Source organism: Neorhizobium phenanthreniclasticum, assembly GCF_040066075.1.
In the GTDB taxonomy this organism is placed as follows: domain Bacteria; phylum Pseudomonadota; class Alphaproteobacteria; order Rhizobiales; family Rhizobiaceae; genus Neorhizobium; species Neorhizobium petrolearium.
In genome coordinates this window covers 98,405-112,602 of the sequence record NZ_JBEAAL010000018.1, presented here as the reverse complement: position 1 = coordinate 112,602, position 14,198 = coordinate 98,405, and the positions used below count along the sequence as shown (strand labels likewise).

General features: G+C 59.6%; 14 protein-coding genes. 8 read left to right on the top strand and 6 right to left on the bottom strand.

Going from position 1 to position 14,198, the window contains the following annotated elements; translation table 11 throughout:
* On the top strand, positions 1-1,407 hold the full coding sequence (locus ABK249_RS21360; RefSeq protein WP_227704500.1) for a M20 family metallopeptidase: 1,407 nt from the start codon (positions 1-3) through the stop codon (positions 1,405-1,407).
* Here ABK249_RS21360 and ABK249_RS21355 read toward each other — a convergent pair.
* From ABK249_RS21355 to ABK249_RS21340, 4 genes are all read right to left on the bottom strand, one after another.
* Complete coding sequence (locus tag ABK249_RS21355) at positions 1,404-2,147, bottom strand: GGDEF domain-containing protein (RefSeq protein WP_037156379.1); 744 nt, start codon at positions 2,145-2,147, stop codon at positions 1,404-1,406. The two genes, ABK249_RS21360 and ABK249_RS21355, sit on opposite strands and share 4 nt — an antisense overlap.
* Before the next feature lie 167 nt (positions 2,148-2,314).
* Positions 2,315-2,521 (bottom strand): hypothetical protein, encoded by a 207-nt coding sequence (locus ABK249_RS21350; protein ID WP_152601244.1) that lies wholly within the window; start codon positions 2,519-2,521, stop codon positions 2,315-2,317.
* Between the two features lie 96 nt (positions 2,522-2,617).
* Positions 2,618-2,788 carry a hypothetical protein gene (locus ABK249_RS21345; protein ID WP_161784793.1) on the bottom strand — a complete coding sequence of 57 codons (171 nt, stop codon included), beginning with the start codon at positions 2,786-2,788 and terminating at the stop codon, positions 2,618-2,620.
* Between the two features lie 163 nt (positions 2,789-2,951).
* Complete coding sequence (locus tag ABK249_RS21340) at positions 2,952-3,461, bottom strand: MarR family winged helix-turn-helix transcriptional regulator (RefSeq protein ID WP_348863922.1); 510 nt, start codon at positions 3,459-3,461, stop codon at positions 2,952-2,954.
* Between the two features lie 233 nt (positions 3,462-3,694).
* Between ABK249_RS21340 and ABK249_RS21335 the strand changes: the two genes are divergently transcribed.
* Positions 3,695-5,641 (top strand): FAD-binding monooxygenase, encoded by a 1,947-nt coding sequence (locus ABK249_RS21335; RefSeq protein ID WP_348863921.1) that lies wholly within the window; start codon positions 3,695-3,697, stop codon positions 5,639-5,641.
* 82 nt (positions 5,642-5,723) lie between these two features.
* On the opposite strand, the gene ABK249_RS21330 is transcribed toward ABK249_RS21335, so the two are convergent.
* Positions 5,724-6,587 carry a DUF1109 domain-containing protein gene (locus tag ABK249_RS21330; protein ID WP_320443043.1) on the bottom strand — a complete coding sequence of 288 codons (864 nt, stop codon included), beginning with the start codon at positions 6,585-6,587 and terminating at the stop codon, positions 5,724-5,726.
* A complete protein-coding gene (locus ABK249_RS21325) occupies positions 6,556-7,053 on the bottom strand; it encodes a hypothetical protein (RefSeq protein WP_348863920.1) in 498 nt (165 codons plus the stop codon). The genes ABK249_RS21330 and ABK249_RS21325 overlap by 32 nt, the downstream gene beginning before the upstream one ends.
* A 249-nt stretch (positions 7,054-7,302) precedes the next feature.
* Between ABK249_RS21325 and ABK249_RS21320 the strand changes: the two genes are divergently transcribed.
* The 6 genes from ABK249_RS21320 to selD all read left to right on the top strand — a co-directional run bounded on the left by ABK249_RS21320 (position 7,303) and on the right by selD (position 14,174).
* Positions 7,303-8,631, top strand: coding sequence for a tetratricopeptide repeat protein (locus ABK249_RS21320; protein ID WP_348863919.1), 1,329 nt, complete (start codon positions 7,303-7,305; stop codon positions 8,629-8,631).
* A 29-nt stretch (positions 8,632-8,660) separates the two neighbouring features.
* A complete protein-coding gene (locus ABK249_RS21315; RefSeq protein ID WP_227704506.1) occupies positions 8,661-9,143 on the top strand; it encodes a hypothetical protein in 483 nt (160 codons plus the stop codon).
* Between the two features lie 44 nt (positions 9,144-9,187).
* A complete protein-coding gene (locus tag ABK249_RS21310; protein ID WP_348863917.1) occupies positions 9,188-9,991 on the top strand; it encodes a CE1 family esterase in 804 nt (267 codons plus the stop codon).
* A 65-nt stretch (positions 9,992-10,056) separates the two neighbouring features.
* Positions 10,057-11,694, top strand: a complete 1,638-nt coding sequence (locus tag ABK249_RS21305) for a thiamine pyrophosphate-binding protein (protein ID WP_227704508.1) — start codon at positions 10,057-10,059, stop codon at positions 11,692-11,694.
* A complete protein-coding gene (locus ABK249_RS21300) occupies positions 11,678-12,820 on the top strand; it encodes an OpgC family protein (RefSeq protein WP_227704509.1) in 1,143 nt (380 codons plus the stop codon). The genes ABK249_RS21305 and ABK249_RS21300 overlap by 17 nt, the downstream gene beginning before the upstream one ends.
* A gap of 304 nt (positions 12,821-13,124) precedes the next feature.
* Positions 13,125-14,174 (top strand): selenide, water dikinase SelD, encoded by a 1,050-nt coding sequence (gene selD, locus ABK249_RS21295; RefSeq protein ID WP_348863915.1) that lies wholly within the window; start codon positions 13,125-13,127, stop codon positions 14,172-14,174.
* Positions 14,175-14,198: the final 24 nt, after the last annotated feature.

Here is a 14,198-nt window from a genome sequence, read left to right as displayed (position 1 = left end):
ATGACGACTGCCCCTTCCCGCCAGGCGACGATCGAAAAGGCTGTGGGTTATCTCAACGACGGCTCCTTCGAAGCGGCGCTCCGCAAGCGCGTCGCGATCCCGTCGGCAAGTCGTGTCGCGGCCAACAGGCTGGACCTTTGGCGCTATGTAACTGGGGACATGCAGCCCTTCTTCGAACGCCTCGGCTTCGCGACGAAGATCTACCAGAACGACCTGGCTCCAGGCCCCTTCCTGATCGCCGAGCGGGTTGAGAACCCCAACTACACCACCATCCTGCAATACGGCCATGGCGACGTTGTCGCCGGTTTGGATGGTCAGTGGGAGGAAGGTCTATCCCCCTTCGAGATGGCGGAAAAAAACGGCGCCTGGTATGGCCGCGGCACGGCCGATAACAAGGGTCAGCACACGATTAACCTTGCCGCGATCGAGGCTCTGCTGGCAGTCAAAGGCTCGCTTGGCTTCAATCTCAAATATCTGATTGAGATGGGAGAAGAGTCCGGTTCGCTCGGTCTGGAAGAGATGTGCGCTGCCCACAAGGACGAGCTCAAGGCCGACGTCTTCATCGCTTCCGATGGTCCTCGCCTGGCACTGGAACGGCCGACGATCTTTCTCGGCGCCCGCGGCGGCATGTCCTTTCATCTGGAGATCAATGCGCGCGAAAGTTTTCAGCATTCCGGCAACTGGGGCGGCATCCTCTCCAATCCCGGCATAGAGCTCTGCCATGCGATTACGGCGCTGGTGGATCGGACAGGTAGGATCAAGGTCCGCGAGATGACACCTGGGAACATCCCGGAAAACGTCCGCGCGGCGCTGAAGGATTGCGAGATCACCCCGGCCGCCGACGATCCGCCGATCGAGCCGTGGTGGGGCGAGCCGGGCCTCACGCCCGAGGAAAAAGTCTTCGCCTGGAGCTCCTTCGAGGTCATGGAGATGGAATGCGGCAACCTCGCCCAGCCGCTTTACGCCATCCCGCCCAAAGCCCGCGCCCGCGTGCAGCTCCGCTTTCCGGTCGGCGTCGATCCGGATGAGGTCGTTCCGGCCGTTCGCAAGGCTTTGATCGATGCCGGTTACGACCGCGTCGTCGTCAAGGATCCCACCGACGCGATCTTCCTCGCCAGCCGCCTCGATCCCGACCATCCCTGGGTCAGACGTATCGTCGCCTCGACCGAGAAGACGTTGGGCGCTCCGCCGGCCATCCTGCCCAATCTCGGCGGTTCACTGCCGAACAACATCTTCTCCGATTTGCTCGGCCTGCCGACCATCTGGATTCCGCATTCCTATCCCGGCTGCCTGCAACATGCTCCAAACGAGCACCTGCCGGTCAGCATCGTTCGCGAGGGACTTGCCATGATGGCCGGTCTTTATTGGGATATCGGTGAAACAGCCGCTGACCGGCAGGCCGGTTAGATTGACAAAACGACCCGGTTTCGGCCGCTCGTTTTCGCCTTGTAGAGATTTGCGTCCGCAGCCTTGAGGCATTCCTGAGGATCAAAGCCAGGAACGCAATAAAATGCTCCGATGCTCGCCGATACGGAGATAATTGATCCGGAGGCTGAACGAAAATCCATGCAGTCGATCAATCCGCGAATTTCCTCACATCTTCGCAACATCGCTTCAGCCGTCAAATCACTCTGAAAAAGCGCAAACTCCTCTCCTCCAAGGCGGCCTGCAATGTCGAATTCTCCTTGATAGGCCGCAAGTATTTGTCCTGTCCGACGGAGAGCTTCGTCGCCCGTTGCATGTCCATGCCCATCATTGATCGACTTGAAATAATCGAGATCCAGGAACAGTAGGCCACCCGCCACGCCTTTGCGGCTGAAGGTTTCCAATTCTTCAAGGAATGCATTTCTGTTGAGAAGCCCGGTTAACCCATCCCGGCGTGATTGTAGGCGAAGCTCTTCATATGCGATCGCCAGCTTCTGGAGTGCCTCCGAGGCTGCCACTTCTGCGCGCCGAAGTTTTTCAGCCTGTCGGAAATGCACGGCCGAAGCTGGAATGGAGATAACCAGCGGGCAAACGATGGTCATTATGAGACCGGCTCCGGCCACCTCTCCACCGAGCATCGGAACGATGCTGAATGAGAGAATGAGGGAGGCAAGCAGCGACAGCAGACCGGTCAGCAATGACTTGGCGAGGACGATGCGCATCGAAAGAGCCGCGAGGAATGAATATCGGGGCCTCTCTTAAGCTTGCTGACTTTAACATAGGCTGAACCAATCCCGAAACATCCTAGGTTTTGACATGTCTTTAGGCGTCCTGAAGCGTCAGATAAGCGGTCGGCCAATGACAATATGGCTCGCCATGTGCCCAAACATCATTCGTCGCCCTGCCTGACGAATCCTTTTAGGATCTTGACGGACTCGCGATAAGTCATCAGTCGATGCAACGTTGCCGCTGACGGGTGGTCAGCAGTATACTCAACATCGGCAAGTTCGGGAAAGCGCCGCTCCAGGTCGTGGATCAGCGACTTATAAATCATGATCTGTTCGTGAGTGAATTGAGCATCAGGTGCACGAGACATTCTTTTGGTCCTTTTCTTACGGGACCTTACTTGCACGGCATCTAAATTGCTTTGAGGGAAATCAACGCTCGAAGCGCCGTACCGGCACATCCGACATCATAGGCGTGTCAGGATTTCGCCCGAAAGGACGACCTGAAAGTTTCCATCCGAAAGCGGTTCCACCAGATAGCCATCGGAGGTGTAGTAAACGAAGCGGGTGACGGTGCCAGTTTCTCTGCTCTCCCGATGCCCATCGCCGCGGCTCCGGATGGCCTTGAATACTGACACAGAGTTTCCCCTTTCATCCAGGCAATCGATACGCGCGCGCTCTTCACCGGACATTCTTACCGCCCCATCCATGACGTTCTGCAACAATATGAACGGCGAGCAAGGCAGGCAAGGGATTTGGTCGCAGGTTCGAGTGCACGCCAAACATCAAGGGCCAGGCGCACTACCCATCCCGATCGCTTTCGATCCTGCCAGCGGTCTTCGCAACATCCGCCGAAGCCTCCCGGAACGGCGCCCGGCTGAGTTCGTTACCGGCGGCGATCGCCTTGCGTAAAAGCCGCAGGAGTTCCTCCGACTCGTCTGCATTCAGGCCTCGCAGCATCATGCGCTGCGCCGCCTCAACCGCCGGCATGATACCGGAAAGCGTTTCCCGCCCTGCCTCCGTGATCTCCAGTTCGCGCGCACGCCTGTCCCTTTTGCTCGCACGGCGCTCGAGGAAGCCCTTCTGCACCAGTCGATCCACAACGCCGGTAATGGTCGTCCGGTCGTAGGCTATCAACCCGGCGAGCGTCACCTGATCAATGCCCGGATTCGCGCTGATCGCAGCCAGCGCCGCGTATTGAACGGGTGTCAGGTCATAGCCGGCGGCCTCTGCTTCCGCATGGAAGACGGCAACGGCAATCTGCTGGAACCGGCGGGCCAAGTGCCCCGGCATGTCATTGTTGTCTTTCACCGATCTCTCCATGACCGATCCTCGCCTTGACAGCATACATATAATCAGCATACTGATTAATTATCGTAACGACCCAGGCTCATCGTTCTGACATCGTCGCAACAACTTAAACCACGAGGCGGTTCAACCGTCGATACTGGCAGCCAGCAAACCGAAGCCTATGGCAGCCGCGGGGTACGGTTGCAGCCAGGATCAGACGGATACCCAGCAAGACACGCGGAGGAGGTACATCCATGCAATTTCACCTCAACGGGTTCCGGACCGGAGATCCGGCAATTTCGGAGCCATCCGGCCAGCACACGACGTCATCCGGTTCGGATCCGCTTCCCGAAGAAGTCGATGTTCTGATTATCGGCTGCGGGCCGGCCGGATTGACGCTCGCCGCCCAACTGGCGGCCTTTCCCGACATCAAGACTTGCATCGTCGATCAGAAATCCGGTCCCCTGCAACTCGGGCAAGCCGACGGCATTGCCTGTCGCACTCTGGAAATGTTCGAGGCCTTCGGCTTTGCCGAGCGCGTGCTGAAGGAAGCCTATTGGGTCAACGAGACGTCATTCTGGAAACCGGACGATGCCGAACGGGAAAAGATCGTTCGCCACGGCAGGATTCAGGACGTCGAGGACGGTCTCTCCGAGTTTCCCCATGTGATCCTGAATCAGGCGCGTGTGCATGATTTCTATCTGGATGTCATGCGCAGATCGCCAAACCCGCTGGAGCCGCACTACGCGCGGCGACTCCTCGACCTTCAGATTGATCCGCCGTCAGCCTCCCGCGATCAGCCTCCCGGCCATCCCGTGACGGCCAGGCTCGAGCGACTCGATCCTTCGCATGAAGGGCGGGGGGAGACCATCAGGGCCCGCTACGTGGTCGGCTGTGACGGGGCGCGCAGCGTCGTCAGGAAGTCACTCGGGCGGGAACTCAAGGGCGATTCGGCCAATCAGGCCTGGGGGGTCATGGATGTGCTGGCCGTCACAGACTTTCCCGATATTCGCCTCAAGGCGCTGATCCAATCCGCCAATGAAGGCAGCATCGTGCTCATCCCGCGGGAAGGCGGCTATCTGGTCCGCATCTATGTCGAACTCGACAAACTCAACGAAAACGAACGGGTGGCCAATCGAAACATCACCGTCGACCACCTGATTGCCGCTGCACAGCGGATTCTAAAGCCCTATACGCTCGAGGTGAAGGAAGTCGCGTGGTGGTCCGTCTATGAGATAGGCCAGCGGCTCTGCGACAAGTTCGATGACGTGCCCGAAGGGAAAATCGAGACGCGTCTGCCTCATGTGTTCATCGCCGGCGACGCCTGCCATACCCACAGTCCCAAGGCAGGCCAGGGTATGAACGTCTCCATGCAGGACGCGCTCAATCTGGGCTGGAAGCTTGCAGCCGTCCTTCAGGGTCGCTGCTCGCCCGAACTTCTGCACAGCTACTCGGCGGAACGACAGGCTATCGCCAAAGAACTGATCGATTTCGACCGCGAATGGGCCAAGATGTTGAGTGCCCCCCTGAAATCCTCACCGGATGGCGAAGGCGTCGATCCGGCGGAGGTCCGGGAATATTTCGTCAGGCACGGACGTTATACGGCGGGAACGGCGACCCATTACCGCCCGTCCATCCTCACAGGCGAATCGACCCATCAATATCTGGCGAAGGGGTTTACGATCGGCACACGCTTTCATTCCGCGCCGGTCATTCGCCTCGCGGATGCCAAGCCGGTTCAGCTCGGCCACGCCGCGAAGGCGGACGGCCGCTGGCGCCTCTATGCTTTCGCCGGCACCGGAGATCCCATTGCCGCCGGCTCCGGCATTCGGTCCCTATGCGAGTTCCTCGCCGACGCGCACGAATCCCCCGTCGGGAAATATACGCCGGCTGGCACGGACATCGATGCCGTTATCGATGTCCGCGCGGTCTTTCAGCATGGCCATCGCGAACTCGCCGTCGAGGCCATGCATTCCCTCCTCCTTCCGGCAAAGGGACGCCTGGGGCTTCGCGATTACGAGAAGATGTTCTGCCCCGACCTGAAAAGCGGCAATGATATTTTCGACATGCGCGGTATCGATCGGGAACAGGGATGTTTGCTAGTCGTGCGGCCGGACCAATACGTCGCGCATGTTCTCCCTCTCGGCGCGCATATCGAACTTGCCGCCTTCTTCGACGGCTTCATGATGCAGAAGAACTGAACGAAGTCTCAATGGGAGTGCCTACACCGACGTACGAAATGGTTCCGAGATCGGCAGAACCAACGGCACCAACGGCCCTCTCCTACCAGCGAAGCCAGCGCCGCCCTGAAATATAACCTAAGGAGGTCATGATAGCGATTGCTATCATATACCAACTCCCCACAAACAGGGGGCTGTCATCAGGACAATGCCAGGCATAAATGGCAGCCCCGATCCCTCCCGCTGCCAAACCCGCGACTGCTCCGGCGAGACCTGGGTTTTCCGGGGCGCCATGCTTCAACGCCCAAAAGAATGCCATGAAGGGTGCCAGCGACAGAAGCGGGATGAAGATCAGGCAGACGTTTGGATAACGTCCGATCATGCTCGCCTTCCAGGCATCCATGGGCAGAACGAACAGTTCGACAAGGATACCGGCCACAAGCAGGATAAGTGGCAGGAAAAATGCAAGCACGTGCGCCTTGATGTCAACGCCAGGTCTGCCGATCCTGAAGACCAGGTTGCACCCGACTATCGCAAGGATCAACGTCAAGGCGATCTTGAAATCGACGCGGCTCGTTTGAAGCGCCTCCACCATATTCGCGCGAATCCCGACGGTCGAGACGAGAACAATCGCGGACACCGAAGCTCCGATCACCAGCGCCGCCATCAACGCTCGCCCAAGGCGAACGCGGACTGGAGCATCCTGCGCCAGGAGATTGATCAAATCATCGGTATTCAATCCATTCACTCCACTCTGCCTCGTTATCAACGAACGACTTGATGCGCTCACAGCGGTCAAGATCCGCACCAGCTTCTTCTCACAACGCCGCAGCCAATCAGCAACAATGTAGCCAATCAGCGCCACAAGAGCCATGGCCCGATTGGGCGCGCGGATATCGTCATTCGATATATCCCTCTGCAGAACAATGCTCCGGCTATTGCTGGCAATGCTGAAGTGCAATTTCAAGCCTGAGACGTCTGATCATCTGCTGATATTCTTCGAGCCGACGCGCCGTCTGCCGCGCTTCGGCAGAGCCTGCCGGCCAAACCTGCCAGAGGATCAGGGCGAACCGCAGGTCCCTGGCCGGACTGGGTCGAAACCGCCCCCATAACTGAATGACGCGGCTTCCGCGATGACACTGCAAGACAGCAGCCCCTTGGAAATCCTCCACGGGATCGAGGGCATGGGAAGGACTGAGGAGTAAAGCCTTTCCGCCATCCGCTCCAAGAAGGACAAGTTTTCTCGCGGAATGACCGTCACCGGTGCCGGCAGGATCGCGCAGCCGCGCCTCCAAGGTCGTTCCGACGGGCAGCAGGATGGACAGTTCCGGCGTGATCATCTCATCCCATACCACGTCGTGCCCGCCGGAACGATGTTGCGTGTCGTCAACTCGGCGAAACGGAAAGTGCTCATCATTCTTCCTGACATCCATCCGATCGGCTCCTGTTGTTGATGCATGCGGCCGGAAGTCCGTTGAGCCTAGTTCGCCCAGGATAACCGCTTCGTTACATCCGCGTTCAAATTTTCCCTGGAGGGCCCGGCCGCGATCGCCCCAGCAGAAAAATCATCGCCTGATGTAACGAACTCGGTGGCCAACCCGTAAAGGCCGTTATCGGTGCCAATCCGACAGCCGTTGTTTCCGGAAATCCTCCCGTCCGCCGGCTTCCCCAAGGAGTCTGACATGAACTGCGATGCCTATGATCTGATCACCAGCAGCGACAGCGCCGAAGCCCGGCGAGCTTTCGAGCAAGCTGTCTATGGTCTTGCAACGCACCGTCCGAGTACGGGCGCATCGCTGCAGGCAACGCTTGCCGCCGATCCCGATCATGTTGCCGCACACGCGCTTACCGGTTTTGCAAACCTCATCCTTGCTCGCTCGGAACTGGCCGCCGGCGCCGAAGCAGCGCTCGCCGAGGCCCGAGCAGCACTGACGAGGAAGAACGGTGGAACGGCAGACGAACAGGTACTCGTGAAGGCCTTGGCTGCAGCCAGCGGGGGCTCATTTTCCGGCGCCATCGACACGCTTGATCGCGGCTTTGCCGATCGCCCGGCGACTTTCCTCCCTTTCAAGCTCTCACACGCCCTTCGCTTCATGCTCGGTGATGCCGCCGGAATGCTGACGGCGAGTTCACGAGCGGTAGATGGTCTTGATTCAGCAAGCCTTTCCGCCGGCTTCGCATTCGGCTGTTATGCCTTTTCGCTGGAAGAAACCGGTCGCTATGAGGAGGCCATGAAAGCGGGGCGGAAGGCGGTCGCCTTGCAGCCGGATGATTCCTGGGGCCTGCATGCGGTTTCGCATGTCTTCGAGATGCGCGGACAGACCCGGGAGGGCGTCGATTGGCTCGAGAACAGTCGAAGCGCCTGGTCACGTTGCAACAATTTCTCCTTTCACATGGCCTGGCATCTCGCTTTGCTGCACCTCGAACGCGGCGACCATGAGCGTGTCCTTCAGCTCTACGACGATGAAGTGCGTCCCCAGCAGACGGATGATTTCAGGGATATGGCAAATGCTGTCTCGCTCCTGTGGCGATTGAACCAGATGGGTGTCCATGTGGGATCGCGCTGGCATGACCTCGCCGGCATCGCCCGGGCAAGGCGGCGGGACACGACCCTCATCTTCGCAGCTCTCCACAATCTCGCGGCACTGGTCGCGATCGGAGATCGGGCTGGCGCAGCCGAACTCGTCACGGAGATAGAGGAGAAAGCCATGGGTATCGGCGACCAGGCACGGGTCGCAGCCGAAATCGGCGTTCCGATGGCACGCATGCTTGCGGGACTCGGCGCCCCGGCGGACAGGCAGATGCTCGATCGGGTGATTGTCAATCTACCAAAGATCGGCGGCAGCAACGCACAACGCGATTTCTTCGTCCTTGCGCTTGCAAAGGCGGTCGGCAGCCGCGGCGACAACGCAGGCATCTCCCGAATCCGTCATATGCGCAGGCATCTGAAAGCGGAGGACCGCCTGATCCGCTCGATCGAACAATCTGCCGGCATGAAGCTGTCGGCCTGACCTCAACGCAACATATGAGGGTGAATGAAATGACCATGATGGAAATGCAGAAACCGAGCATATTCCCGACAATCGAGCCCGGCCTTGGAAAAACTATCATCGTGTCCGGCCTTGCCGCGGACATTGCTTGGGAAATATGGGCGCGCCTGATTACGCCTTTGCTCGTCGGCGGCCCCCTGGAGCCCGCGGCACTTGTGCAAACGGTCTTCGGCTTCAACAATCTGCTTCTGGCCGAGGCGATCCATGCCACGGTCGGCATCGTGTTTTATCCGATCGGCTATCTTTTCATCGCCCGGCCTCTGCAACGAATCGTCTTCCCGCAGTTGCCTTTGCTCCTGACCGGCATCGGCTTCGGCGCCGGGCTATGGGTGTTTGCGCTCTTCGTGATGGCCCATCTTGTCGCCGGACTGCCGCCTTTTCTTGGTTTCATTCCGCTGACCTGGGCTTCGCTCGCCGGGCATATCATCTTCGGCGTCACAGTCGCCTATACCATCCGGGCGTTTGGAAGGTGACGGGACGCTTGCTCGATCTTTGCGCATCGATCTCGGGGAGACCGATGTTCCAGCGCTTGCTCGCGGCAGCCCTCTGTCTCGGCGCAGATCCGGGGCTTGCCGGCTCCTATTGCGGCGGAGACGTCGCATGCACGGTGGACGGCGGCAACTACCGCATCGAACTGCCGCAAGATGGCGACGTAAGGGGCGCCTACGTTTACTTCCACGGCTTCAAGAGTTCTGCGGAATTGCAGATGCGACAGCGCGCTCTCGTGGATACGACGCTTGCTCATCATCTTGCCTATGTCGCCGTCGATGGGCTTGCCGGCGGCTGGTCGTATCCAGGCGCACCACGGCGCGACCGCGACGAAAGGCGCTTCATCGGAAATGTTTTGAACGACCTCCAGAACCGACATGGCTTCGCGCCGGAAAAAGTGATCGTCGGCGGCTTCTCCGTCGGAGCTTCCATGGCGTGGTACACCGCCTGTGAACAGGGAGGCCGGGTGGCCGCCATGGTAACGTTTTCCGGTGTGTTCTGGGACCCTCTGCCCAAGGCAGCGGACTGTACCGGCAATCTGCCGCCGATGATCCACTTTCACGGAACGGCGGATAGAACATTTCCGTTAGCCGGCAGACCAATCGGCAGGACTTTCCATCAGGGCGACGCACTCAAGAGTGTCGCCATTTACCGTGAGAGGGCGCGATGCGACCTGCCCGCCGCTCACAAGAGCACGATCGACGGTATCGTCTGCGACGACGTTCCCGGCTGTCTGCGCGGCGAAAGCATTCTTTGCATTCATGACGGCGGGCATGAGGCCCGGCCCGATCTTCTCGATGCCGGGCTGACCGCCCTCGGCTACCCGAAATGAGCAACCTGCTCCGGGAAAGGCAAACAGTTTCGGGGCGAGGCCAATCCATTAAGCGTGAGATAGAGATGTCCGATAATCAGGCGAAAGGTGGTAGCACGAGGGTGGCGGACACCATCGCCCGCACCTTGCATAATCATGGCGTCAGGCACGCTTTCGGCATGCCGGGCGGAGAGGTTGTGACGCTGATAGACGGATTGCAGAAAGCCGGCATCGCGTTCCATCTTGCTCGCCACGAAACGGCGGCTGCGATCATGGCCTCCGGGGCGAGCGTGATTTCCGGCAAACCGCAGATGCTGGTGACGACGATCGGCCCGGGTCTTGCCAATGCGGTCAACGGCATTGCCGACTCCAACCAGGAGCGTGTCCCGTTGATCGTGATCTCCGGCATCGTCGATCGTGCCACGCGGGCTCGCTACACACATCAGGTCATCAATCACGCCCAATTGCTGCAGCCTCTGGTGAAGGCATCCTTCGAGGTCGAGCCGGAAAGCGCCGCCTCGACGGTCGCCCGCGCCATTGCGCTCGCAATGGCCGACCCCATGGGGCCGGTCCACCTGGATCTTTCTCCGGCCGTCGCGGAAATGGAAGCATTGGAATCGCCTCTGGTTGCACCTCCTCAGGTGCTGCGGCCGATGGTGACGACAACTGATCCTTCCATCATGGCGCTTTCAGACCGCTTCAAACGCGCCGAACGCCCCTTGATCGTCGCCGGCTTTGAAGCTGCCCGCAGTGGTGCGGGCACCGCCGTGCTTGCCTTGGCGGAGGCAACCGGGGCGCCGGTGATCACGACCTACAAGGCAAAGGGACTGATACCGGAAAATCACCACCTTTCGCTTGGTGGCGCAGGGCTCTCGCCACGGGCCGATGCCATTCTGTTACCGCTTGTGGCGAGCGCCGATCTCGTGCTTGCCATCGGCTACGATCCGATCGAGATGCGTCTCGGCTGGCTGGATTTCGTCAAGGATGCGACGACGCTCGTGGAAATCACCGGAACGGCACCCGATCATGCCATGCACCATGCCGGTACACGCGTGGTCGCGGATATCGCGCCGTTCGTTGGCATACTGGCGCATTCTGCGACGCGGCGGAGGACATGGGTACGGGACGAGCCGGCTTTCGCCAAAGCAAAGCTTCGTAGTCTCTTTGCAGCAAGGGACGACTGGGGTCCTCATGCGATCATTGAAACGCTGCAATCCGAAATCCGGGATGACACCGTCGTCACCGTCGACAGCGGCGCCCATCGCATCCTGCTCTCCCAGCAATGGGTGGCGCGTCGGCCGCTGACGCTGCTCCAATCGGCGGGTTTCTGCACCATGGCGGCGGCACTGCCACTCGCGATCGGAGCGAAGGTTGCTGATCCGGATCGTCGCGTGTTTGCCGTCATGGGCGACGGCGGGCTTGAGATGGGAATAGGAGAGCTCGCGACCCTGCGTGACCTCGGTCAGCCGATCACCATCGTGCTTTTCCAGGATCAGAGCCTTGCGCTCATCGCCCAGAAACAGGCCGCAGCAGGTTTGGCCCCCGCGGGCGTAGCTCTGGGGCTTACGGATTTTGCCGCAGTAACAAAAGGCTTCGGCGGATACGGTATCAATGTGGAGACTATCGATGACTTCCGTAACGAGCTTACGGCGGCAAGAACCCGCGCAGGCTTCACCCTCATTTGCTGCCGCTTCGCCGCAAGCGCATATGAGGACGCCTTCTAAGATCGCTTCTGCCGGTACGGCAGCGCCTCCGGTCAAGCGTGAGCGCGACCTGCGGCTGGATTTCTTCCGCGGCGTCGGCATGCTGATCATCCTGATAGCCCATATCCCCTACGATGGCTGGGCATTGTGGATTCCTGCCCGCTTCGGCTTTTCCGACGCAACCGAGATGTTCGTCTTCCAGTCTGGAATGGCCTCCGCGATCGCTTTCGGCACCACCTTTGATCGGGCCGGGACCATGGCTCTCATGGCAAGGGTCGCGCGACGCCTGTGGCAGATCTATTGGGCGCATATTTCGGTTTTCGTCACCGTTGTCGCATTGATGGCAATAGCGGGAACGCGCCCGGATGGCGTTTCCTATCTGGGCAGCCTGAATTTGCTGCCCTTCATCCAGGATCCGGGTTCCCTTCTGGCGGCGCTGCTGACCCTGCGCTACGTGCCGAACTACTTCGACATCCTGCCGATGTATATGGTCGTTCTGGCGCTCCTGCCGGTAATGCTGCTGGCAAGTCGTATCAACAAGATCCTTCCATTCGTGCTGATGATCGGGCTTTGGCTGGCATCGCAGTTTGGCTACGCCAGCCTTTCTGCCGAACCGTGGTCCGACCGTCCCTGGTTCTTCGATCCGTTTGGCTGGCAACTCATCTTCTTCACCGGCTTTTTTCTGATGCGCGGCACATTGCCCGCGCCCGGTTATGATCGGCGCCTCATGGTTTTGGCCGCAGCGATCGTCCTCATCACGATACCTTTCGCCTGGGTACATTTTTTGGAGATGCATCCCTTTTTCCGCAGCGTTGCGGACCTCATCACCCCTCTCACCGACAAGACCCGCTTCGGCATTCTGCGGTTCGTACACTTCCTGGCGCTCTGTTACATCGCAGTTCACATCGTTGGTGAACGAGGATCGCGGCTGCACGGTCCGGCCGTGCGTATTCTTGTCGTCGTCGGCCAGCAGTCACTTGCCGTTTTCGTCACCGGCATGGTCATCGCACAAATAATCGGGATTGCTCTTGATCAGACAGGTCGCACGGTCTTCACAGAAGCCGCCGCGAACCTGTTTGGCTTCAGCCTTCTGATCGCAACCGCCTATCTGGTTCGGTGGTTCAAGAATTCCCCCTGGAAGTCGTAAAAGCCGCATGCCCCCTTACCCATCCCGAAGTCTGACGAAACATCGCGCGCTGTACGACTCCGGCAGTGGCCGGCATCCAGCCGCTTTCGGCAATCATGACGTCGGTTTGAGCCGTTCAGCGCTGACGGTAAGCCCGGAGGAGGCGACAGTCGATCGCCCGGAACTGGCATAACCGGTGCCAGGAATGTTACGGTCTTCTCCCCTATGGCGAGAAAGAACACAGGCGCATTTTTCGCATACTTGCATTCATGTCTTCGAAATGCTGAATGTTGCCGAGGTCCTCAAGCAATCCACCGGAGGTTCCATGGACACGCCCGCGATCCGTCTGACAGAACTCGCCCACGGTGGAGGTTGCGGCTGCAAGCTCGCACCTTCGGTTCTGCAAAGCTTGCTTTCTGCCCAACCGGCCGTCCAACCTTTTGCTCAGCTCCTCGTCGGGAACGAGATGGCTGATGACGCAGCTGTGTGGCAGGTTGACGACAACACCTGTGTGATCGCCACGACCGATTTCTTCATGCCGATGGTCGATGACCCGCGCGATTTCGGCCGGATCGCAGCGACCAACGCCATTTCCGACGTTTACGCAATGGGTGGCAAACCGATTCTGGCATTGGCGATCCTTGGCATGCCGATCAACAAGCTTGCTCCGGAGATCATTGCGAAGGTCCTGGAGGGGGGCGCTTCGGTCTGCGCCGAGGCAGGTATCCCTGTCGCGGGTGGTCATTCCATCGATTCCATTGAGCCGATTTACGGGCTTGCGGTCATTGGCATCTGCCGCCCGGATCAGGTTCGCCGCAATGGTGGAGTAAAACCTGGAGACGCCTTGATCCTGACCAAGGGTATCGGCATCGGCATCTATTCGGCGGCTATCAAGAAGAACGCCCTGCCGCCCGGCAGCTATGAGGAAATGATCGGTTCCACAACACTCCTCAACCGCATCGGCGCGGACCTCGCCACCGACCCTGACGTCCACGCAATCACGGATGTGACCGGTTTCGGCATCCTTGGCCACGGGCTTGAAATGGCGCGTGCTTCCAACCTGTCCTTGGTCCTGAAGCTTTCCTCAATTCCTTTCCTGTCGCAGGCGAAGGCGCTCGCAGAACAGGGTTTCATCACAGGTGCCTCCGGCCGCAACTGGACAAGTTACGGCGTCGATATCGCACTTCCCGAGGGCCTGCCCGACTGGCAACGCCTGCTACTTGCCGATCCGCAGACCTCAGGCGGTCTTCTGGTCGCATGCGCGCCGGAAAAGGCTGAGGCACTGGTCGACAAGATCCGCCTCGACGGTTATCCGCTTGCGAGCATTATCGGAACCGCGGAAGCGGGTGCGGCCGGGATCAAGGTCGTTCCCTGATCGCGATCGCTGCCGGGAACAAGC